The organism is Aeromonas sp. 600527 (assembly GCF_049175415.1).
GTDB lineage: Bacteria > Pseudomonadota > Gammaproteobacteria > Enterobacterales > Aeromonadaceae > Aeromonas > Aeromonas veronii_A.
Window position 1 is genome coordinate 274,283 of record NZ_JAAKVA010000003.1, and the last position, 22,098, is coordinate 296,380.

The following is a 22,098-nucleotide window of genomic DNA, read 5'->3' on the forward strand; positions in this document are numbered from 1 at the left end:
ATGATTCCGTGGTTTAAAAAATGGTTGGTGTGTCTGCTGCTGGCGACCAACCCGCTCGGGGCTACCCCGCTTGTCATTGGTGCCGAAGATGACTGGGCCCCTTATTGCGAGCGCGACAAGGAGGATGGCCAGCCTCACGGGCTGGCGCCAGAGCTGGTCAAGGCGGTGTTCGCCGCCGAAGGGATCGAGATTGTCTTTCGTACCCTCCCCTTTGCCCGCTGTATGCACGATGCGAAAAGCGGCAAACTTGCGGGGTGCTTCAACGCTACCATCACCGAAGAGAACCGCTACCAGTACCATTGGCACGATACCCCCATGTTCGAGGAGGATCTCGCTATCTTCGCCCTCGCCAGCGAACCGCAACGGGATCTCAAGCTCACCTCGCTGGAGGGTAAACGGGTAGGCATCACCCTCGGTTACACCTATCCCACCGATTTTATGGAGAACCCCAGGATCACCCGCTTTCAGGCCAAATCCGATGCCCAGATCCTCGAGATGCTGGTACGCGGCCGGGTCGACTACATCCTGATGAACGGTATGCCGGGCTACCTCAAGATCCAGCAGAAACAGCTGACCGGCAAGGTGGTCAAGGTTGGCAAGCTCTCTACTGATGGCTTCTGGCTCGCTTTCTCCCGCAACACACCGCAAGGGGAAGCGCTGGCCAAACAGTTCGAGCAGGGATTGCAGAAGATCAAGAACAATGGCACCTATGAGACGCTGATCCGCCAGTTTGAAACCAGGCTTGGCCTGCACTGATTGGCGCAACCTTGTTGTTAGTGACATCCCCTCATACTCGTCCGGTATGCCTGACAGCCAGCGACGCACCGAATGGCCTTCATGATTGCACAATGGGGGTAACCTGTTAGGCTCACCCCCGTATGACACCAATGGAGCTGTAATCATGAATAAGGCATATATGATGGCCGCTGGTGCACTGACTCTCGGCCTGCTCGCTGGCTGCAATCAGGGCAATACTCTCTCCGTCACCGGTGGCGAACCGGTCAGTTACCAATGCGAGCAGGGCAAGAGGGTGCAGGTGCGCTACTTCTCCCTCTCCGACGATAGCCTCAACTTTATCAAACTGTCGCTGCCGGACGGCAAGGATTACACCCTGCCCCAGGCCATTTCAGCCTCCGGCGCCCGCTATACGGACGAACACGAAGCCGTCTGGTGGAACAAGGGGAATGAGGGCTTTGTCGAGCTGCGGGATCAGGATGGCGAGTGGCAGACTGCCTACGACAACTGCAAACAGCAATAAACGTGACCCCGGCCTGGCCGGGGTCTCTCTTTCTCTGGCATCAGAGTGGTGGGGGATTAGTTGATCTCGATCTCGAAGCGGTTGGTTACCTCGACCGGGATGGCATCCGGGTTGCCCTCTGCCGGGCTGTAGCGGATCCGCGAGAGGGTCGCCAGCGCGCTCTGCTCCAGCTCGCCGGGGGGCTCGGCCGCCACCACTTCCGGCTTGACCGGCGTGCCGCTGGCGTCGATTTGATAGCGCACTTCCACATACCCCTTGACCGGTTTGGCCGGCAGGGCAGGCTCGTCATTGCCAAGCCATGACCACTGCTTCTCCTGAACCCAGTAGCTGGACAACTGCTCGAGAGGGATAGCGATCGGAGCGCGCTCGTGCGCTACCTCCTGACGGGATGAGCACCCCAGCAACAGTGTCACTGCCAGACCTGACCATACTGCGACTTTCCACTTCATGTAACGCTCCTTGTTCTCTGCCGGTGCTTGTTGCCGGACTGCGGGACGCTCAACGCGGCCCGCTTGGTCAGTCACCCATCCTAACGAAAAAGTATTCGTATGAACATGAACAAAAGGACCAACCCCGAGAGGTTGGCCCTTTTATCGTCAATAAGCTCACTAACCAGCCGCTGGCATCAGCCGCGCTTGTCGCTCACCACCAGCCAGAGCGCATGCACCATGCCCGGCAGACCGCCCATCAGGGTCAGCACTATGTTGATTAAAAAGTGCAGGCTAAAGCCCACCTGGATAAACGCGCAAACCGGGGGCAGGAAAATGGCCAGCAGGATCTTGAGCAGATTGTTCATCTCGGCTCTCCTTTTTAAAAATGTCGTCAGGATTGGAATGGGCTAACCATAAACATCCCGGGCTTCAACTGCAAACCAGACAGGGAATTCGCTCACCCGCATCACGCCAGGCGTTGAGGTCGTGGATCTGCTGATTGCTGCTGCCACGCCAGAGCAGGCCCGGGTCTGCCAACTCCTTTTCAAACTTGCCATCCACCAGCACATCCAGCAAGGCAACCAGCTCGCGCTGGGCATCTGACAGCTCGCCGAGCAGATAGCCGGTCCAGCACCAGATGTCCTTGCCCGGACACTCGGTGCGTACCCGTTTCACCAGCGCCAGCACGTGGGACACGTTGGCCGGGTGGAGCGGATCGCCGCCGGAGAGCGACAGACCACGCCGTTTGATGCGGCTGTCGTTGAGATCCGCAATGATGCGATCGCTCATCGCCTCATCGAACGGCTTGCCGCCATCGAGCCGCCAGGTGCTCTGGTTGTAGCAACCCGGGCACTGATGCTCGCAACCGGAGACAAACAGGGTGGCACGGGTGCCGGGGCCGTTGATCACATCGACCGGGTAGTATTGGTGGTAGTGCATCGCTTGTTTCCTGCCTCGTTCACGGGACAGCGGCATAGCTGCCGCCCTCCAATGAAAATGGCCCCTTGAGTCAGGGGCCAGCTCTTCATTGCCCGTGCGCTTACATATGTTTGACGCGGCGCTTCACCTCTTCCTGCTTGCCCGCATTGAAGGGGCGGGCATCCGGGCTGCCGAGGTAGCCGCAGACACGGCGGGTCACCGACACCTTGGCGGGGTCGTGGTTGCCGCAGCGCGGGCAGGTAAAGCCCTTGGAGGTGCACTCGAACTCGCCGGTAAAGCCGCAGTCGTAGCACTCGTCGATGGGCGTATTGGTACCGTAGTAGGGCACCTTGTCATAGCTGTAATCCCAGACGTTTTCGAGCGCTTCCAGATTGTGCTGAATGTTGGGGTACTCGCCGTAGCAGATGAAGCCGCCGCTGGCGATGGGCGGATAGGGCGCCTCGAAGTCCAGCTTGTCGTAGGGGTTGACCTGCTTCTCCACATCGAGGTGGAAGCTGTTGGTGTAGTAGCCCTTGTCTGTCACACCCGGCACCACGCCAAACTCTTTGGCATCGATGCGGCAGAAGCGGGAGCAGAGGTTCTCGCTCGGGGTCGAGTAGAGGCTGAAGCCGTAGCCGGTCTCCTCCTTCCACTCATCGGTCGCGGCCTTGAGGCGCTCGATGATGGCGATGGCCTTCTGTTGCAACTCGGCGCTGTCGAACAGGTGCACCTTGTCACCAAACAGGGCGTTGATGGTCTCGTGAACGCCGATGTAGCCAAGGGAGATGGAGGCGCGGCCGTTCTTGAAGATCTCGCTGACGTTGTCGTCGGCCTTGAGGCGCACACCGCAAGCACCTTCCATATAGAGGATGGGAGCGACCCGAGCCTTGACTCCGTCAAGACGTTCGATGCGATACATCAGCGCCTTCTTGGCCACCCGCAGAGCGGCGTCCAGCTTGTCCCAGAAATCCGCTTCATCGCGGGATTTCAGGGCAATGCGTGGCAGGTTGAGGCTCACCACCCCCAGGTTGTTGCGACCTTCGTGGATCAGCTCGCCATTCTCCTCGTAGGCACCGAGGAAGGAGCGGCAACCCATGGGAGTCTTGAAGGAGCCAGTCACCTTCACCACCTGGTCGTAGTTGAGAATATCCGGGTACATCCGCTTGGAGGCACACTCCAGCGCCAGCTGCTTGATGTCGTAGTTGGGATCGCCCTGCTTGTGGTTGAGGCCATCCTTGATGGCGAACACCAGTTTCGGGAACACCGCGGTCTTCTTGTTCTTGCCAAGGCCGGCGATACGATTGCTGAGGATGGCGCGCTGGATCATCCGCGACTCCCAGCTGTCCCCCAGGCCAAAGCCGAAGGTGACGAACGGCGTCTGACCGTTGGCAGTGTGCAGGGTGTTGACTTCGTACTCCAGCGACTGGAAGGCGTCGTAACACTCTTTCTCGGTGCGGGCCATGGCATAGGCTTCCACATCGGCAATGCCCCACTCTTCGGCCACTTCACGGTGTTTCTGCCAGCTGATGGTCACATAGGGGGCCAGCACTTCGTCGATGCGGTTGATGGTGGTGCCGCCATAGATGTGGCTCGCCACCTGAGCGATGATCTGGGCGGTCACGGCCGTGGCGGTGCTGATCGATTTCGGGGTATCGATCTCCGCATTGCCCATCTTGAAGCCGTGGGTCAGCATCCCTTTCAGATCGATCAACATGCAGTTGAACATCGGGAAGAAGGGCGAATAGTCGAGATCGTGGAAGTGCAGATCACCGCTCTCATGGGCCTGAACCACATCACGGGGCAGCATGTGGCTGGTGGCATAGTGCTTGGCGACGATACCTGCCAGCAGGTCGCGCTGGGTCGGGATCACCTTGGAGTCTTTATTGGCATTCTCGTTGAGCAGGGCAGCGTTGGTCTGCTCGACCAGACCACGGATCTCCTGTGCCAGACGGCCGCGGGCCTCGCGAGCCTGATCCCGATCGTGACGGTATTCGATGTAGGCACGGGCGATGGCCTTGTCATCGGAGGCCATCAAGTGGTTTTCAACCAGACGCTGGATCTCGTGAATATCAACTTCACCACGCCCATCCAGCTCCTGACTCACTGCGCTTGAGATACGCTGTGCCAGTGCCGGATTGGCCTGATTGACCGCCTCCGCCGCACGGCTGACCGCATCGCTAATCAGCTGGGCATTGAATGGTGCGCGACATCCGTCACGTTTGATCACAACCGGTTTCATGAATTCTCCCCGTTAAAAGGCCAGGCATCTACCTTTGGCTCACCCTTGTTGGCTCCCCTCCCGGCATCTCGTCCTGGACGCAAATAAATACAGCCGAGGCTTGACAAGCCTGGGCTGAAGATAGGAAGGGAACAGCTTGTACACAGCTTAATAACACAACATATAGAGATCAAAAACGAATGCATCCCTATATATGGTGTCTATTAGGCACCAAAGCACAGCGAAATTTCTTGATCCAGAACAGGTTTTGCAGCGAGCGGGACAGTTCACGACCAACCCAAACAAGACCCAATAAAATCCATCTCCAAGCGTGATACGGGCTGGCGTCCGATCCACCCACCCGAAAAAAATTGCCTCCCGCCGCACCGGTTTCGAGATGACAGCGTCAACCAAAACCGCCCATACTGAACAAGAACTCTCTCCCCCTCGACAAGGGACAACCCATGCGCACCTCCCTGCTGTTACTACTGCTCTCCACCCTCTCCCTGCCGCTCTGGGCCGCCAACATTCTGGTGATCAGCAGCTACCATCCCGAATACCTTTGGGACCAGAGCTACAACGAAGGTTTACAAAAGGGGTTGCAGGGGGATAACAAGATCTCTCACTTCTATATGGATACCAAGCGCCATCCGCGTGAGGAGTTCGACGATATCGCTCAGCGGGCCATCGCTTTTTATCTCAAGAGCAAACCGGATCTGGTGGTGCTGGGGGATGACAATGCCATCAACTATCTGGCCAACGAGATCGCCTCGCTGGGTACCCCGGTGGTCTTTCTTGGCATGAACGAAAACCCCCGCCTCAAGGGCTTTGTCGGCCACCCCAAGATCACTGGGGTGCTGGAACGCCCCCTGCTCAAGCGCAACATCAGCGAAATAAGCCAGATGATGGGGGGGCTCGACAAGGCGCTGGTACTGTTTGATTCCAGCAATGTGGCCCTCACTGCTATCGAGGATGAATTCAAGACCCAGACCGAATTGCGAGTCGGCCAGACCCGGGTCAACAGCCAGCTGATGGGGGATTACAGCCTCTGGCAGGAGGCGGTGCTCAACGCCAAGAAGAATGGCTATCAGGCAATCTTCCTCGGCCTCTACCACACGCTGGTCGACGATAATGGCAAGCATGTGAGCGAACAGACGGTGCTGGAGTGGACCAGCGCCAACACACCGGTTCCTCTCTTCTGTTTCTGGGAGTTTGCCGTCGGCAAGGGGATGGCCATCGGCGGTCTGGTACTGGACGGCCACGATCAGGGGTTGCAGGCAGCGTCCCTTATCAACACCATACTGGCGGGCACCCTGCCCCGTACTATCTCCCCGCGAGCGGCCCTGCGCGGCGAATATGTCTTCAGCAAGAGCGAGCTGGCCCGCTGGCAGCTCACTGTGCCCGACAAATGGCACAACAAAATCATGTGGCGTGAGTAACAATAAGTAACCCGGCACATTGGCCGGGTAACACCTGCACAGTCAGATGACTGATGACCGAAAGCCGCGTGCGTCAGCTGGCAGCAAAAGGCAGGGAGAGGCGCTTGGCAAGCGCCTGGAAGTGCTGGCTGATCTCGGCACCAAACAGAGGATCACCGATAGCTCGGTTCTGCCAGTTTTGCTCCAGATGACGCCAGTCATCCTCGGTCAGGGAGTCACGCAGATGGGGGAAGATCACTCCTTCTTCGTAGTTCATGTGTGCCTCTTGCAGCTCCACGAAGCGCTCCAGCTTGGCGGTGAACTGATCGAGCGGGATCACCGCATCCATCAGGATCATCTCCACCATCTCCTTGAGCTCGGTCCCCGCCTCCAGCAACTTGAGATGCTCCTCATGCAAGCGGTTCGCGACATCCCCCTCCACCACCCGGTATTTCAGGTAGTAGTCATAGACAAGATCTTCCTTGGGGTGGTGATACTTGTCAGAAACCTCCCGCAGATAATCGATGACATCGCGCACCAGAAAATAGCTGATAGGTTGCTCGGCACGAATGGCGGCCAGCTTCTGCTTCAGCAGATCCAGCAGTCGGGCGATATTGAGGTGATCCTTGTGCAGACTCGATAACATGGGCACTCCTTGGCGCTGAAATAAAATGTTACTTTCCTGAGTATACGGTCATTTGTCGCCCGAACTTTGCACTCAATCAAGTGGTTGGCAGACAGATTGCCATTCGATCGGGCTTTTACCCTGCAATTCCAGCAGGCGGTTGGTCTCGGAAAAGTGGCCGCAGCCGATAAAACCACGGTGGGCAGAAAGGGGGCTGGGATGGGGTGCCGTCAACACATGGTGGCGCTGCCGGTCGATAAAACGCCCTTTCTTCTGGGCATGGGAGCCCCACAGAAGGAATACCACCCCGTTACAGCTGGCGTTGATCTGCTCAATGACCCGATCGGTGAAGGTTTCCCACCCAAGATGGGCGTGAGAGTGTGCTTGACCGGCCTGCACCGTCAGCACTGTGTTGAGCAACAGAACCCCCTGCATGGCCCAGGACTCCAGAAAACCGTGACTGGGTGTGACGAAACCTGGCAGGTCGCGCTGCATCTCTTTATAGATGTTGACCAGTGATGGGGGCGTACGCACCCCGGGCAGGACAGAGAAGCAGAGGCCATGTGCCTGATTGGGGCCGTGATAGGGATCCTGTCCCAGGATCACCACCTTGACCTGATCCAGTTCGGTCAATTTGAAGGCGTTGAATACATCGGCAGCAGGAGGATAAATCACCTTGCCTACTTCCCGCTCGGTCCTGACGGTCGCCAGCGTACTCTTGAAATAGTCCTGCTCTTTCTCAGAGCCAATCACATCACTCCAGGTCAGCACCCCGGCCTCCTCACTTGATACGGCGAAGGGCTCAGGATAGGGGGGCAGCCCGCAAGACGCAACCGTAGCTCACACTTTCCAGAGCTTGGCGAGCCGGCCGGAGCGCTCCAGTTTGTGCAGGCCTGCGTTAAACAGCAACATCAAGCGGCGCGCATCGGGATCGGCCTTGCGCATCAGCAAGTATCCCGGTTGCGACCAGATGGGGTCGGCGGCGCCGGTCAGTGACAGCGATTGGGGATGACGAGAGAGTGCCTGCTGAAACAGAACCTGGGCCACCTGCTCATCCATAACCAGATAACGAATACGTCCGGTAAGTAGTTTCTCCATGCTCTCCTCATCGGAGTCGGACCACTCAAGCGCCAGCTCGGATTGCCTTGCAGCAAACCCTTCACCATAAAAATAGCCACGGGTAACCCCGACAGGCTCGTTTTTCAGCTCACCCATACTGACCAATGGCGAGCCGTTCAGCGCAAGCAGACGGGTCGTAAATTTGCCCAGCGATGCAGAGAGATAGAAGTACTGTTCGCGTTCGCGAGAGCGAAACCAGGGCATGGTAATCATATAACGCCCTTCAAGAGTCAGGCTGTATGCCTCAGCCCAGGGGTAGAAATGAAAGCTGACATCGACCCCCTGCTCGGCAAAAGCTTCGCGCACCACCTGACAGAGGAACCCCTGGTTGGGCAGCGACTCACTGATATAGGGCGGCCATTCGCCCACCGCAATGCGTACCGTTTCGGCCCGGACCACAGTCGTGATTGCCCAACAACAGAACAGGGCCAACCATCCCCACTTTCGCCACCTGATATTCACCCGACACTCTCCTTGCTTTCTGCTGAGTGTAGTCAACACCTCAATCCACCGCAGAAAAGCTGAAAAAGATGTAGTTAAATTACTAGATTAACGAGATAAAAGATGCATAATTTGGATATCTTACAAAATCAGAAAAATGACCTATTTTTGATTCAACTCAAGAATTTAATCCCATTGAAATGGCGCTTTGTCGGATTTTATTGATCTAGATCAATTTTGGTAATATTACCACCGTGGTATATATGACCCCATCAAAGCAAAGGTGTAAGGCAAGGGCCCTTTAAGTCACCGCAATTAACGGTAGCTTAAATACATCAGGGTAATTTCCTTACAGTTGGATTCGCGTTCCCATTGAGGAGTCATACCATGATCAAAGGCATTCAAATCACCCAGGCTGCCAACACCGCCCTGCTGAACTCTTTCTGGCTGCTGGACGAAGAGAAGCAACAGGCTCGCTGCATCTGTGTCAAAGGCGATGCCTTTGCTGCCGATCAGGAGGTAGCACTCTCTGACCTGGGCCAGTTCGAATACCGCGAGCTGCCTGTTCAGGCCGAACCGGCTGTTGAAGGTGGTCAGCACCTGAACGTCAACGTGCTGCGTCGCGAAACTCTGGAAGATGCTATCGAGAATCCGGAGAAGTACCCGCAGCTGACCATCCGCGTATCTGGCTACGCAGTGCGTTTCAACGCCCTGACCCCGGAACAGCAGCGTGACGTGGTTACCCGTACTTTCACCCAGAGCCTGTAATCAGCGTCCTGCAGTGAACCGCTGATATAGCGAGTATCAGCACAAAAAAAAACGGCCGGTAGGCCGTTTTTTTATACGAGCTTTTCACTGGGTAAGCACAAAAAAACAAGGCCTCGCATTGCGAGGCCTTGTAATAAGTGCTTGCCCCATCAGGCAGAGGTATCGAGGGGCTCAAAACCCTTGATCAGGTCATCAATGGCCTTCATCTGTTTGAGGAAGCCTTCCAGCTTCTCCAGCGGCAGAGCACTCGGACCATCACAACGGGCAATTTTCGGATCCGGGTGTGATTCGATAAAGAGACCGGCTAGACCGACTGCCATACCGGCGCGGGCCAGCTCGGTCACCTGCTCGCGACGGCCACCGGAGGCGGCACCCAGCGGGTCGCGGCACTGCAGGGAATGGGTCACGTCGAAGATCACCGGATAGCCGCCGGTACTCTTCTTCATCACGCCCAGACCCAACATGTCCACCACCAGGTTGTCGTAGCCAAAGTTGGCGCCACGCTCGCAGAGGATCAGCTGATCATTGCCGCACTCCTCGAACTTGTCGGTGATGTTCTTCATCTGGCTTGGGCTCAGGAACTGCGGCTTCTTGATGTTGATGACGTTGCCGGTGCGGGCCATCGCCTCCACCAGATCGGTCTGGCGTGCCAGGAAAGCGGGCAGCTGGATAACGTCCACCACCTCGGCAACCGGTTTGGCCTGATGGGGTTCGTGCAGATCGGAAATAACCGGCATGCCGAAGGTCGCTTTCAGCTCCTGAAAAATCTTCATCCCCTCTTCCAGACCCGGACCACGGTAGGAGTGGATGGAGGAGCGGTTGGCCTTATCCCAGCTCGCCTTGAAGACAAACGGGATGCCCAGCTTGCTGGTCACTTCCACATACTTCTCGCATACCGCCATCGCCATATCGCGGGATTCCAGCACGTTCATGCCGCCAAACAGCACGAACGGTTTGTCATTGGCAACATCGATCTGGTTGATCTTGATATTCTTCTGTTCCATCTAAGACTTCCTTAGTGAAGGGGCCTGAAGCCAAGTTAATCCGTTGCGACCGGACGCAGCGGCCTTGATATTCTTCTGTTTCGACTCCAAGACATCCTTAATGAAAGGGCCTGAAGCCAAGTTAGTCCATTGCGACCGAACACAGCAGCCTTGGTATTCTTCTGTGTCAGTTTCAAGCGTCCTTAATGAAGAGGCTTGGGGCTAAGATCCAGCGCAGCCAGTTGCACTTTCAGCACATCGGCTACCGGATCGTCCGGGCATTGCTCAATAAAGTATTCGAAATCGTCGGCAGCCTGGCGCGGGCAATCGAGCTGCTCGTAGATAAAGCCGCGATCCCGCGTCTCCAGGGGATCGCCGGGCTTCATCCGTAGAAGTAACTCGCTGCAGCGCAGAGCCTCGGGCATGCGATCTTCCCGCAGCAAGGCCCCCTTGCTGACGTTGAGCAGCCGTTCGATGATCTCCCACTGGCCAGAGGGCTGCAGGTAGTCCGGGGTCAGGGTGGCCAGATCGCCGAGCGCACCGCGCAGCAGCAGTTCAATACGGGCTAGGCTCAACTCGTCGCCGGTAAAGGGGTCGACATAGACCTCCCCTTCGCCACCAGCAAAGCTCACCAGGAAGTGACCCGGGAAACAGATCCCCTCCACATCGAGACCAATCTTGCGTCCCAACTGGATGATCAGGATACCGAGGCTGACGGGTATTCCCTTACGCTGCAGCAGCACCTGATTGATGTCGCAGTTGTCAGCCGAGAAATAATCCTGCCAGTCGCCGTAAAACCCGAGGCTCTGATAGAAACCGCGCAGCAGTTGCTGGCGCACCTCGTCGCAGGTCCCCTCTTCGATCTGCTCATCCAGCCACTCATCCAGCAGCTGCAGCTCGCGGATCCCCTGCTCGGCCGAGCCATAGATTTCATCGCTGACCGCCAGGGCCAGCTCGGTCAGCTCATGGGCTTCAAAATCGGTCCATTCGTCTATACGTAACATGCTTTTCATGCCTTAACCGAACAAACTCGCCTGTTTGAGCACTGCCAACTTGGCAATAAAGTAGATCCAGCCGAGCGCCCCCAGAAAGGAACACCAGCGCACCAGATTGCTTTTGGCCAACCGCAGCGCCATCGCCGCCAGAAAGACCAATACCAGGATCCCCGTCAACTTCTCGCTGAGCCAGGGAATGCCGTTATTGAGCGGGTTGAGACCCAGCACCACGCAGAGCAGTATGCCGGAGAGCACCACCAGTCCGTTGAGCAGACCGCTGGTTTTCAGCACGGGTGCGCTGAATGCCCGAGCGGAGCCGGCCTGAACCCAGTAAAAACGCAGCATAAACATCAGCACTGCCCCGCCAATCAGGGTGAGATGCAGATGTTTGAGCAAAAGATAGCTGTTCAATGTCAATCCTCGATGCAGAAGCCTCACCCCTGCCCGTCAAACTGGTAGTAAAGGGAGTCAGCAGGTCGGGCACATGCCCAGAGTGACCCGCTCGTTCTCCCCGTAATCACGCACCGTGGTTACGCTGCGATAGCCCAGATCCTGCAACAGCTGGCGCACCACCATCCCCTGATCCCAGCCATGTTCCAGCAGCAGCCACCCTTCGCAGTGCAGATGGGCCGGGGCATGGGTCGCAATATGGCGGATATCCGCCAGCCCCGATTCGTCCGCAACCAGCGCCGAGCGAGGTTCAAAGCGCACGTCACCCTGCTCGAGATGGGGATCGGCGCCGTCGATATAGGGGGGATTGGAGACAATCACCGCAAAACGTGGCGTCTTGTCGCGATCCGGCTCACCAAAGGGTTCGAACCAGCTGCCATCGCGCACCTCGATGGGTAACCCCAGCGCGGTGCTGTTCTCGCGGGCCAGCGCCGCGGCATCTGCCATCCGATCCACCGCCCACACATCAACTTCGGGCCGCTCGGACTTGAGCGCCAGCGCGATGGCACCTGTGCCGGTACCCAGATCCAGCACGGCGCAGGGCCCTTGCGGGATCTTCGCCAGCGCCTGTTCCACCAGCACCTCGGTATCGGGGCGCGGGATCAGGGTCGCTGGGCTCACTTTCAACGGCAACGACCAGAACTCCCGCTCGCCAACGAGATGAGCGATAGGCTCGCCGTTGAGACGACGGGCCAGCCACCCCTGCAGGATGGCCTGCTGGTCGGCATCCAGCTCACGCTCGGGCCAGGTCATCAGATAGCTGCGACGACAATCGAGCAGATGGCAGAGCAGTGCATCGGCATCGGCGCGGGGGGATTCCCCGCCCGCCAACACAGTCATGATATGGGCGCGGGCCTGCTGGATCTGCATCAACGCTGCCCTACCTTAATCGCGCTCTTCTGAATGCGAGCTTGCCGGTACTGCACTTGCATCAATTGCTCTCGGCCAAGGAGGCAAGCTGGTCGGCCTGATACTCCTGCACCAGCGGCGTGATGACGCAGTCCAAGTCCCCTTCCAAAATTTCGGAGAGACGGTACAGGGTGAGATTGATGCGGTGCTCGGAGAGACGGCCCTGCGGATAGTTGTAGGTCCGGATGCGCTCGGAGCGATCGCCGGAGCCCACCAGATTGCGGCGAGTGCTCTGCTCGGCGGCGCGGTGGCGCTCATCCTCGGCCGCTTGCAAGCGGGCGGAGAGAACTGACATCGCCTTGGCGCGGTTCTTGTGCTGGGAGCGCTCGTCCTGACACTCCACCACCAACCCGGTCGGCAGGTGGGTGATGCGGATGGCCGAGTCGGTCTTGTTGACATGCTGACCACCGGCACCGGAGGCGCGGAAGGTATCGATCTTCAAGTCGGCCGGATTGATCTCGATCTGCTCGGCTTCCGGTACTTCCGGCAACACGGCGACGGTACAGGCGGAGGTGTGCACTCGCCCCTGGGATTCGGTCTCCGGCACCCGCTGCACCCGGTGGCCACCGGATTCAAACTTGAGACGGCCGTAGACGCGCTCGCCATCGATCTTGGCGATCACCTCCTTATAACCACCATACTCCCCGTCATTACAGCTGACGATGGAGACGCGCCAGCCCTGACGCTCGGCAAACCGTGAATACATGCGGAACAGGTCGCCTGCAAAGATGGCCGCTTCGTCACCGCCGGCACCGGCCCGGATTTCCAGATAGCAGTTGTTGTCATCCTTGGGATCCTTGGGCAGCAGCATCACCTGCAGCTCCTGCTCCAACACCTCCAGATTGGCCTTGGCGAGCGGCAGCTCCTCCTGCGCCATCTCCCGCAGGTCGGCATCATCCTCTTCCAGCATCATCTGGGTCGTTTCCAGATCATCCTGCGCCTGACGAAAACGCTGGAAGGCGTGAACGATATCTTCCAGCTGGGCATATTCGCGGGTCAGGGCGCGATAGCGCTCCTGATCCGAGACCACGTCCGGCTCGCCGAGCATGGCCTGAACTTCTTCGTGGCGCTCGATGAGGCCTTCCAGCTTTCTGATCAGTGACGGATTCATAACTCTTGCTATCTCGAATGGAGGAGAGGGCCACCAGCATGGCAGCCCCGAACAATTACTCTTGTGACAATCCCAGTGCCTGTCGCAACCGGGACAGCGTACTCTCGTCGCCCCGGGAGGCCGCCTGGCGCAGGGCCTGGGTCGGTGCATGGATCAACTTGTTGGTGAGGCGGTGGGCCATCGCCTTGAGCGCCTGCTCGGCACTCTCACCCTGAGCCAGCGCCTGCAAGGCGCGCTGTAGCTCTTCATCCGCCACCTGTTGGGAGTGATGGCGATAATCGCGAATAAGGTCAACCGACCGCTGGCCGCGATACCACCCCATAAACTCGTCTCGTTCCTCCTGCACGATCAGCTCGGCCTGTGCCGCAGCTCGTTTGCGGGTCTCCAGATTCTGCTCGATGATCCCCTGCAAATCGTCCACCGTGTAGAGATAGGCGTCGGAGAGCTCGTCCACTTCAGCCTCTATGTCACGCGGTACGGCGATATCCACCAGAAACATCGGCTTGAAACGACGAGCCTTGAGCGCCCGCTCCACCATCCCCTTGCCGATGATGGGCAAAGGACTGGCCGTCGAGCTGATGACGATATCTGCCTCGTGCAGATAGTCGGGGATCTCTTCGAGCGTCATCACCTGGGCGCCAAATTCGGCCGCCAGGGTCTGGGCGCGCTGCAGGGTGCGGTTGGCCACCATCATCCGGGTGACATTCTGCTCGCGCAAATGGCGAGCCACCAGTTCGATGGTCTCTCCAGCCCCGACCAGTAACACCCTGGTCTGGGAGAGATCGGCAAAAATACGGCGACCAAGGCTGACAGCGGCAAACGCCACCGACACGGCACTCGCGCCAATCTCGGTATCGGTACGCACCCGTTTGGCCACCGAAAAAGATTTCTGGAACAGCCGCTCCAGCGCCCCCTTCACCGATTCCGCCTGCTGGGCATGTGCGTAGGATTGCTTGATCTGCCCCAGGATCTGCGGCTCCCCCAGCACCAGCGAATCGAGCCCGCATGCCACCCGCATCAGGTGGCGTACCGCCTCTTCGTCATGGTGTTGATAGATGGCACTAACCAGCTCGGCAGCATCCAGCCCGTGGAATTGCTGCAGCCAGCGCAACACCTCGCCCTGCTGCTCGCCATCCAGATTGCAGTAAAGCTCGGTACGGTTGCAGGTGGAGACGATCACCGCCTCGTTGATGCCGGGCTGGTTCACCAGCTCACGCAAGGCGCGATCGATGCAGTCCGGGCCAAAAGCGACCCGCTCCCGCAAGGCGACACTGGCGGTGTTGTGGTTGATTCCGAGGGCAAGCAAACTCATGAGTGGGCGACGATCATTTCTTACGCTGGGTGCAAAGGCTGCCAATTGTACGAGAAAGGGTAAGTCTTTAAAAGCAATACGGCCGCCCCTTATACTGTGGCAAATTTCTCTCTCTGGAGCCTTGCCGTGCTGCTGCGTATTTTTACCCTCGCCTGTCTGTTAATCCTTGGCGGTTGTGCCACTACCCAACCCCAGCGTGACCAGGTGAACTGGAACCAGGAGCGGACCCGTCTCGAGCAGCTGACCCACTGGCAGCTATCCGGCAAGATGGCCATCATCACGCCCCAGCAAAAGGGCAGCGCCCGTCTCAACTGGCAGCAAGATGGGGAGGATTATCGCCTCAACCTCACCAGCCTGATCGGCACCAGCATTCTCGAGCTATCCCGCAGCAAGGGGGAGATCACCCTGCTCGACAGCGACGGCAATCGCCACCAGAGCCAGGATGCCGAAGCACTCATCTATCAACTGACCGGCTGGAATATTCCGGTCGCTGGATTGCCAGAGTGGATCAAGGGGCTGCCGGGTCAGGCGGAGTTTGAACTCAACCCCGACAGCAGTCTGGCCAGCGTGCGCGACGGCCAGTGGCAGATCGTCTATGGCGATTATCGGGATCAGGATGGCTACCGCCTGCCGCACCAGCTGACCATGACCGGCCAGAACAGCCGCCTCAAGCTTCAGATCAACCAATGGACTCTTGCACGTTAATGGCTTCCACACGCTGGCCGGCACCGGCCAAACTCAACCTGTTTCTACACGTCAATGGCCGTCGTCCCGATGGCTATCACGAGCTGCAGACCCTGTTTATCTTCCTCAACCACAGCGACTGGCTCGAGTTCGAGGTGATACCTGATAGCAACACACTCACCCTGAGCCCTGCCATTCCCGGGGTGCCGGATGAGCAGAATCTGATTATCCGGGCGGCTCGGCTGCTGCAGGCAACCCTGCCGAGCCCGCAAGGGGCGAATATCAGGCTGGAGAAAGTGCTACCCATGGGCGGCGGCATTGGCGGCGGTTCGTCCGATGCAGCAACCACGCTGGTGGCGCTTAACCACCTCTGGCAAGCGGGTTTGAGTGAAGATGAACTGGCAGCGCTTGGCGTCCAGCTGGGGGCCGATGTGCCGGTGTTTGTCCGTGGCAAGGCGGCCTTTGCCGAAGGAGTGGGCGAGCGGCTGCAACCGGTCGAACTGCCCGATGCCTGGTATCTGGTGCTCAAGCCCGATTGCCATGTGGCGACCGCGGCCGTATTCCAGGATCCGGACCTGCCGAGAGCCACGCCGAAAATGGCGCTGGACAACCTGCTGGAAGGCGAGTGGAAAAACGATTGCGAATCACTGGTGAAAAAGCGCCACCCCGAGGTTGCCAATGCGCTCGGCTGGTTGCTAGAATACGCGCCGTCAAGAATGACGGGCACAGGAGCCTGCGTCTTTACTCAGTTTGAAGACGAAGTGACTGCTCGGGAAGTGTTGGCCAGAGTGCCGAAGGGGTTGGATGGGTTTATCGCCAAAGGCGAGAACATATCACCACTCCTCGCCACTTTGCAACAGCTCAAATGATTGGGGTATCGCCAAGCGGTAAGGCAGCGGGTTTTGATCTCGCCATTCCTAGGTTCGAATCCTAGTACCCCAGCCAATTTGATATGATGGCAGTGATGCGGGTGAGGTCGTGCTCGCCCACACTCAAGGGCTCACCCCCCTTCAGTCATCCCGATGCAGCCAATCCCTTGCTCGTTATCTGGCTAAATCGTTTGCCCCAAAACGATAAGGGTCTGATTTCAGACTCCCCCACATACTGGATGCAACCCCGAGGTTTCAAACCGTGCCTGACATGAAGCTGTTTGCTGGTAACGCAACGCCGGAACTAGCCCAGAAGATCGCAGATCGCCTGTTTATCAAACTCGGCAATGCTGCCGTAGGTCGCTTTAGCGACGGCGAGATCAGCGTACAGATCAATGAGAATGTACGTGGTGGCGATATCTTCATCATTCAATCCACCTGTGCCCCGACCAACGACAATTTGATGGAATTGATCGTTATGGTGGATGCTCTGCGTCGTGCTTCAGCTGGCCGTATCACTGCCGTTATCCCCTACTTTGGTTATGCCCGTCAGGACCGCCGCGTCCGCTCCGCCCGTGTCCCCATCACCGCCAAGGTTGTCGCTGACTTCCTCTCCAGCGTCGGTGTGGATCGCGTGCTGACCGTTGACCTGCATGCCGAGCAAATTCAAGGTTTCTTCGACGTTCCGGTAGACAACGTGTTCGGTAGCCCGGTGCTGCTGGAAGACATGAAGTCCAAGAACCTCGAGTCTCCTGTCGTCGTCTCCCCGGACATCGGTGGCGTCGTGCGTGCCCGCGCCATCGCCAAGCTGCTGGATGACACCGACATCGCCATCATCGACAAGCGCCGTCCCCGCCCGAACGTCTCCCAGGTCATGCACCTGATCGGTGACGTTGCAGGCCGCGACTGCATCATCGTTGATGACATGATCGACACCGGCGGCACCCTGTGCAAAGCCGCAGAGGCCCTGAAAGAGCGCGGTGCCAAGCGTGTATTCGCTTACGCCACTCACCCGGTATTCTCTGGTTCCGCCGTCGAGAACATCAAGAACTCCGTGATCGATGAACTGATCATCACCGACTCCATCCCGCTCACTGCGGAGATGAAAGCGGTCGGCAAGGTCAAGCAGCTGACGCTGTCAACTGTACTGGCCGAGGCCATTCGTCGCATCAGCAACGAAGAGTCCATCTCTGCCATGTTTGAGCATTGATAGATTCAGCAATAACGAAAACCGCCATCAGGCGGTTTTCGTCTTTCTGGACCTTCTCTTTCCAACTTTCTGCTATCTGGTACGACCCTGCCCCCCGGCAGGCTTAAGGATTTACCCATGAATTGCTTGCGTCCCCTCCTGCTCGCGACCCTCACCTCCGCCCTGTTCGCCTGTCAGCCCGCCAAAGAGAACCCGCCCTTCGTGCTGACTCTGGCTCACATGAACGACACCCACTCCCAGTTTGATCCGGTCAATGCCGAGATCAAAGGGCAGATCTTTGCCCAGCAGGGGGAGACGGATACCCTCTATACCCGCTTTGGCGGTTACCCGCGCCTGCTGACCATGGCGAAAGCCTATCAAGCCGATGCGCTGGCCAAGAACCAGCCCTTGCTGCTGCTGCACGGCGGTGATGCCTGGCAGGGCAGCGGCTACTTCAAACTCAACGAGGGGATGGCCAACGCCGAGTTGCTGAGCCAGTTCGGCCTCGATGCCATGGCGCTGGGCAACCACGAGTTCGATCTGGATAACCAGAAGCTGGCCCGCTTCATCGAGGGGGTCAACTTCCCGGTGCTGGCCGCCAACCTCGACACCAAGGCCGATCCGGCCCTCAGCAAGGCTGACAACCTCAAGCCCTTCGTGGTCTACGCCTTTGACGGCAACCAGAAGAGCCCGGTCACCGATCTCGACAACCTGCCACAAGGCAAACAGCTGGTCGCCGTCATCGGTCTGGTACTGGAAGACATGGGCAATATCGCCCCCAACGTCGGCAAACTGCGCTTTGGCAAGGAGGTCGCCTCGGCTCAGGCCACGGTCGACATGCTGCAAGCCAAGGGGATCCACCAGATCGTGGCGCTGACCCACATCGGCAACGAGCGGGATCTGGCGCTGGCCGCCAAGGTAAACGGCCTCGATGCCATCGTCGGCGGCCACTCCCACAGCCTGCTCGGCGATTTTCGCAATATTGGCTGGGGCAAGACCGGCGATTACGCCAAGCTGGTGACCAATCCGGATGGCATCGGCAAAACCTGCGTGGTGCAGGCGGGCTCCTACGCCCAGGCCATCGGTCTGGCACAGGTGACCTTTGACAGCCAGGGTCAGGTGACCGACTGCCAAGGCCACAACAGCCTGCTGGCCAGCCGCGACTTCTTCGCCGATGCGGCGCGCAAGCAAGCACTCGACGACGCCCGCAGCAAAGAGGCGAGCCAGTTTGTCGACAACCAGCCCAATCTGGTGACCGTGGATGAAGATCCGCGCCTGCGCGGCATCATCGACAGCCACTACAAACCGGCGCTGGAGAAAGCCTACGGCCCGGTGATCGGCACCATCCCCGAGCAGCTGCAAAATGCCCGTCGTCCCGGTGACAACGGCAGCGACAGCCACGGCTCAGATGTAGCGCCGCTGGTTGCCGAAGGGGAGTTCTACTGGGCCAATACCCCAGCAGTGCAAGCCCTGACCGGCGGCCCGGTCGATTTTTCTCTGGTTGCGGTGGGCGGCGTGCGCGCCGACCTGCCCGCTGACGAATGGCGCGAGGGGGACAGCTCCCTCACCCTGCTGCCGTTCAAGAACCAGCTCTCGGTGCTGACCCTGACCGGTGCCGAGGTGCGCGCCCTGCTGACCGAGACCATCACCGCCACCCTGCCCGCCAGCGCCCATGCCGGCAAGTTCCCCTATGGCGGTAACCTGCGTTACACCTTCCAGGAGACCGACGCAGGCAAGGCGGGCACTCTGACCCAATTGCAGCGCAAAACCGCAAGCGGCGAGTGGCAGGATCTGGTGGATAGCCAGCGCTATCGGGTGGTGATGAACGCCTACAGCGCCAACGGCAACGATGGCTGGCAGGCACTGGCCAATGCCCAGCGTCAGAAGAGCGAGCGGGTCGATATCGCCAGCGTCAATGGCAAGTTGACCGCCTTCCCGGTGTTGAAAGTGGCACAAAACGGCGAACTGCTGAGCGCCGTCTATGCCCCGGACCAGGCCCTCGATTGCAAGGCCAGCGGCGTGGATTGTGGCACCGATGCAGCCTCTTTCGTGGAGTATGTGCGCGATGCCCGTCCCACCCTGACCGCACTGAATGAAGAGACCGTCACCTTGCTGCGTGCCAAATAACGACGGTAGTCAACCGGGCACAATCCATCGGTAAACTGAAACGGGCCTCTTGCAAGAGGCCCGTTTGCCCACCGTTAGCCACCCATTGGCCGCAATAATGCTGCAAATCCCGCCATAACATGCGCATTGGTTGAGTGATCGCCACTCGGCGGCTAGAATATTGCGTCCTATTGCCCTGGGTAGTGTGCCCACGGCAGCTGCGAGTGAAGACATCAAGCGTGACAAGCGAAATCAAACTGATCGTCGGACTGGGCAACCCCGGCCCGGAATATGCCAAGACCCGCCACAATGCGGGCGCCTGGTATGTGGAGCAACTGGCCCGCTGGCACAATGTTAGCCTGCGTGAAGAACCCAAGTTCTTCGGCCATACTGCCCGCATCCTGGTCGAGGGGCAGGATGTGCGGCTGCTCATCCCGAACACCTATATGAACCTCTCTGGCAAGGCGGTGGCCGCACTGGCGCGTTTTTATCAGATTGAGCCGGAAGCGATGCTGGTGGCCCATGACGAACTGGATCTGCCGCCGGGCATCGCCAAGTTCAAGCAGGGTGGTGGTCATGGTGGCCATAACGGCCTCAAGGACATCATCGCCAAGATGGGCAACAACAATAACTTCTTCCGGCTGCGTCTCGGGATCGGCCATCCCGGCAGCAAAGAGCAGGTGGCTGGCTTCGTCCTGACCAAGGCCCCCAGCAGTGAACAGAACCTGATCGACGCCGCGCTGGACGAGTCCCTGCGCGCCACCGATATCCTGTTCAAACAAGATATGACCAAGGCCATGAATCGCTTGCACAGCTTCAAAGCCGAATAAAGCATGACACGGGCCGCCTACGGGCGAGCCTCACAGCATCCATCAAGTAAGGTAACAATCCATGGGTTTTAAATGCGGTATCGTGGGCCTGCCCAATGTAGGCAAATCCACCCTGTTCAACGCACTGACCAAGGCCGGTATCGAAGCCGCCAACTTCCCGTTCTGCACCATCGAGCCGAACACAGGTGTGGTGCCGATGCCGGATCCCCGCCTCGATCAGCTGGCTGCCATCATCAATCCGCAGCGCGTTGTACCGACCACCATGGAATTTGTGGACATCGCCGGTCTGGTTGCCGGTGCCTCCAAGGGTGAAGGTCTGGGTAACCAGTTCCTAGCCAACATCCGTGAAACCGAAGCGATCGGCCACGTAGTGCGCTGCTTCGACGACGAGAACATCATTCACGTTGCCGGCAAGGTCTCCCCTGCTGACGATATCGAAGTGATCAACACCGAGCTGGCCCTGTCGGATCTGGACGCCTGCGAGCGCGCCATTCACCGCCAGTCCAAGCGCGCCAAAGGCGGCGACAAGGATGCCAAGCTTGAAGTAGAAGTGCTTGAGAAGATCAAGGTCGCACTGGAAAACGGCCAGATGATCCGCGGCATGAAGCTGGATAAAGAAGAGCTGGCCGCCGTGAGCCACCTCAACTTCCTGACCCTGAAACCAACCATGTATATCGCCAACGTGGCGGAAGATGGCTTCGAGAACAACCCCTATCTGGACAAGGTGCGTGAAATCGCCGCCGCCGAGAACGCGGTCGTGGTCGTGGTCTGCTGTGCCATCGAAGCCGACATCGCCGAACTGGACGACGAAGATCGCGCCGAGTTCATGGCTGACCTTGGTATCGAAGAGCCGGGCCTGAACCGCGTGATCCGCTCCGGCTACCAGCTGCTCAACCTGCAGACCTACTTCACCGCCGGTGTGAAAGAGGTGCGCGCCTGGACTATTCCGGTCGGAGCTACTGCCCCGCAAGCGGCTGGCAAGATCCACACTGACTTTGAAAAAGGCTTTATTCGCGCCCAAACCATCGCTTTTGAAGACTTTATTACCTACAAGGGTGAGCAAGGCGCCAAGGAAGCGGGCAAGATGCGCGCTGAAGGGAAAGATTACATCGTCAAAGATGGCGATATCATGAACTTCCTGTTCAACGTCTAATCCCATGACAGGCCAGCATTTGCTGGCCTGTTTTTTATCGAGCAGAGTCAGCTATCTGCCAGTCATGCTTTAAAAAAAACCAGATTGTCGGGCTTTTGCGCAACAGAGGCCAATATCTGGTCAAACGCACTCAAATTGCGTTTTTCTGGCAAAAAAAGGGTTGACGCCCCAGAGCCAGATACGCATAATTCGGCCCGCACGGTGACGAGGCAACGACTCACCGGAAGCAAGGTTGGCTATGTAGCTCAGTTGGTTAGAGCATCGCACTCATAATGCGGGGGTCACAGGTTCGAATCCCGTCATAGCCACCA

At 58.4% G+C, this 22,098-nt stretch carries 22 protein-coding genes, 2 tRNA genes and 1 pseudogene; 12 read left to right on the plus strand and 13 right to left on the minus strand.

The features are described 5' to 3' along the window. Together G5154_RS07010 and G5154_RS07015 are read left to right on the plus strand one after the other, a co-directional pair. A complete protein-coding gene (locus G5154_RS07010) occupies positions 1-756 on the plus strand; it encodes a substrate-binding periplasmic protein (protein ID WP_005343874.1) in 756 nt (251 codons plus the stop codon). Positions 757-901: 145 nt separating this feature from the next. Continuing rightward, the gene (locus G5154_RS07015; RefSeq protein ID WP_005343872.1) at positions 902-1,258 is read left to right on the plus strand and encodes an MliC family protein; all 357 of its coding nucleotides are present in this window, start codon (positions 902-904) and stop codon (positions 1,256-1,258) included. Between the two features lie 56 nt (positions 1,259-1,314). On the opposite strand, the gene G5154_RS07020 is transcribed toward G5154_RS07015, so the two are convergent. The 4 genes from G5154_RS07020 to nrdD all read right to left on the minus strand — a co-directional run bounded on the left by G5154_RS07020 (position 1,315) and on the right by nrdD (position 4,846). Continuing rightward, a complete protein-coding gene (locus tag G5154_RS07020; protein WP_005358848.1) occupies positions 1,315-1,707 on the minus strand; it encodes a TonB family protein in 393 nt (130 codons plus the stop codon). A 176-nt stretch (positions 1,708-1,883) separates the two neighbouring features. After that, a complete protein-coding gene (locus tag G5154_RS07025; RefSeq protein ID WP_005338440.1) occupies positions 1,884-2,054 on the minus strand; it encodes a YqaE/Pmp3 family membrane protein in 171 nt (56 codons plus the stop codon). 64 nt (positions 2,055-2,118) lie between these two features. Next, a complete protein-coding gene (gene nrdG, locus G5154_RS07030; protein WP_421250619.1) occupies positions 2,119-2,628 on the minus strand; it encodes an anaerobic ribonucleoside-triphosphate reductase-activating protein in 510 nt (169 codons plus the stop codon). Positions 2,629-2,728: 100 nt separating this feature from the next. Next, positions 2,729-4,846, minus strand: a complete 2,118-nt coding sequence (gene nrdD / locus G5154_RS07035; RefSeq protein WP_421250620.1) for an anaerobic ribonucleoside-triphosphate reductase — start codon at positions 4,844-4,846, stop codon at positions 2,729-2,731. Positions 4,847-5,289: 443 nt separating this feature from the next. Here nrdD and G5154_RS07040 point away from each other — a divergent pair, with 443 nt between their 5' ends. Continuing rightward, positions 5,290-6,264 carry an ABC transporter substrate-binding protein gene (locus G5154_RS07040; protein WP_421250621.1) on the plus strand — a complete coding sequence of 325 codons (975 nt, stop codon included), beginning with the start codon at positions 5,290-5,292 and terminating at the stop codon, positions 6,262-6,264. A gap of 73 nt (positions 6,265-6,337) precedes the next feature. Here G5154_RS07040 and G5154_RS07045 read toward each other — a convergent pair whose 3' ends face one another. From G5154_RS07045 to G5154_RS07055, 3 genes are all read right to left on the minus strand, one after another. Beyond that, a complete protein-coding gene (locus G5154_RS07045; protein WP_216951846.1) occupies positions 6,338-6,889 on the minus strand; it encodes a hemerythrin domain-containing protein in 552 nt (183 codons plus the stop codon). 72 nt (positions 6,890-6,961) lie between these two features. After that, on the minus strand, positions 6,962-7,639 hold the full coding sequence (gene ung, locus G5154_RS07050) for a uracil-DNA glycosylase (protein WP_421250622.1): 678 nt from the start codon (positions 7,637-7,639) through the stop codon (positions 6,962-6,964). Positions 7,640-7,708: 69 nt separating this feature from the next. Then, a complete protein-coding gene (locus tag G5154_RS07055; RefSeq protein WP_236344800.1) occupies positions 7,709-8,386 on the minus strand; it encodes a substrate-binding periplasmic protein in 678 nt (225 codons plus the stop codon). A 429-nt stretch (positions 8,387-8,815) separates the two neighbouring features. On the opposite strand from G5154_RS07055, the gene grcA reads away from it, so the two are divergent. After that, complete coding sequence (gene grcA, locus G5154_RS07060) at positions 8,816-9,196, plus strand: autonomous glycyl radical cofactor GrcA (protein ID WP_005343856.1); 381 nt, start codon at positions 8,816-8,818, stop codon at positions 9,194-9,196. Between the two features lie 149 nt (positions 9,197-9,345). On the opposite strand, the gene kdsA is transcribed toward grcA, so the two are convergent. From kdsA to hemA, 6 genes are all read right to left on the minus strand, one after another. Then, entirely contained in the window at positions 9,346-10,200 is an 855-nt protein-coding gene (kdsA, locus tag G5154_RS07065) for a 3-deoxy-8-phosphooctulonate synthase (RefSeq protein WP_005334937.1), read from the minus strand. 182 nt (positions 10,201-10,382) lie between these two features. After that, the gene (locus G5154_RS07070) at positions 10,383-11,183 is read right to left on the minus strand and encodes a SirB1 family protein (protein WP_216979294.1); all 801 of its coding nucleotides are present in this window, start codon (positions 11,181-11,183) and stop codon (positions 10,383-10,385) included. 12 nt (positions 11,184-11,195) lie between these two features. Then, positions 11,196-11,585 (minus strand): SirB2 family protein, encoded by a 390-nt coding sequence (locus tag G5154_RS07075; RefSeq protein WP_288729540.1) that lies wholly within the window; start codon positions 11,583-11,585, stop codon positions 11,196-11,198. 57 nt (positions 11,586-11,642) lie between these two features. Further along, complete coding sequence (gene prmC, locus G5154_RS07080; RefSeq protein WP_337072546.1) at positions 11,643-12,494, minus strand: peptide chain release factor N(5)-glutamine methyltransferase; 852 nt, start codon at positions 12,492-12,494, stop codon at positions 11,643-11,645. A 61-nt stretch (positions 12,495-12,555) separates the two neighbouring features. Beyond that, the gene (gene prfA / locus G5154_RS07085; protein WP_216979297.1) at positions 12,556-13,644 is read right to left on the minus strand and encodes a peptide chain release factor 1; all 1,089 of its coding nucleotides are present in this window, start codon (positions 13,642-13,644) and stop codon (positions 12,556-12,558) included. Positions 13,645-13,699: 55 nt separating this feature from the next. Beyond that, the gene (hemA, locus tag G5154_RS07090) at positions 13,700-14,956 is read right to left on the minus strand and encodes a glutamyl-tRNA reductase (protein ID WP_005343850.1); all 1,257 of its coding nucleotides are present in this window, start codon (positions 14,954-14,956) and stop codon (positions 13,700-13,702) included. Positions 14,957-15,082: 126 nt separating this feature from the next. Here hemA and lolB point away from each other — a divergent pair, with 126 nt between their 5' ends. From lolB to G5154_RS07130, 8 genes and pseudogenes are all read left to right on the plus strand, one after another. Beyond that, entirely contained in the window at positions 15,083-15,661 is a 579-nt protein-coding gene (gene lolB, locus G5154_RS07095; RefSeq protein WP_216979299.1) for a lipoprotein insertase outer membrane protein LolB, read from the plus strand. Further along, positions 15,661-16,531 (plus strand): annotated as a pseudogene (ispE, locus tag G5154_RS07100) (4-(cytidine 5'-diphospho)-2-C-methyl-D-erythritol kinase). The gene lolB and the pseudogene ispE overlap by 1 nt, the downstream one beginning before the upstream one ends. Next, positions 16,511-16,585 (plus strand) — tRNA-Gln (locus tag G5154_RS07105). The pseudogene ispE and the gene G5154_RS07105 overlap by 21 nt, the downstream one beginning before the upstream one ends. A gap of 186 nt (positions 16,586-16,771) precedes the next feature. After that, positions 16,772-17,719 carry a ribose-phosphate pyrophosphokinase gene (locus G5154_RS07110; protein ID WP_005343846.1) on the plus strand — a complete coding sequence of 316 codons (948 nt, stop codon included), beginning with the start codon at positions 16,772-16,774 and terminating at the stop codon, positions 17,717-17,719. A gap of 117 nt (positions 17,720-17,836) precedes the next feature. After that, the gene (locus G5154_RS07115; protein ID WP_421250623.1) at positions 17,837-19,825 is read left to right on the plus strand and encodes a bifunctional metallophosphatase/5'-nucleotidase; all 1,989 of its coding nucleotides are present in this window, start codon (positions 17,837-17,839) and stop codon (positions 19,823-19,825) included. A gap of 218 nt (positions 19,826-20,043) precedes the next feature. Next, the gene (gene pth, locus G5154_RS07120; protein WP_167574292.1) at positions 20,044-20,634 is read left to right on the plus strand and encodes an aminoacyl-tRNA hydrolase; all 591 of its coding nucleotides are present in this window, start codon (positions 20,044-20,046) and stop codon (positions 20,632-20,634) included. Positions 20,635-20,695: 61 nt separating this feature from the next. Then, on the plus strand, positions 20,696-21,787 hold the full coding sequence (gene ychF, locus G5154_RS07125) for a redox-regulated ATPase YchF (RefSeq protein WP_005343844.1): 1,092 nt from the start codon (positions 20,696-20,698) through the stop codon (positions 21,785-21,787). A gap of 234 nt (positions 21,788-22,021) precedes the next feature. After that, positions 22,022-22,098 (plus strand) — tRNA-Met (locus G5154_RS07130).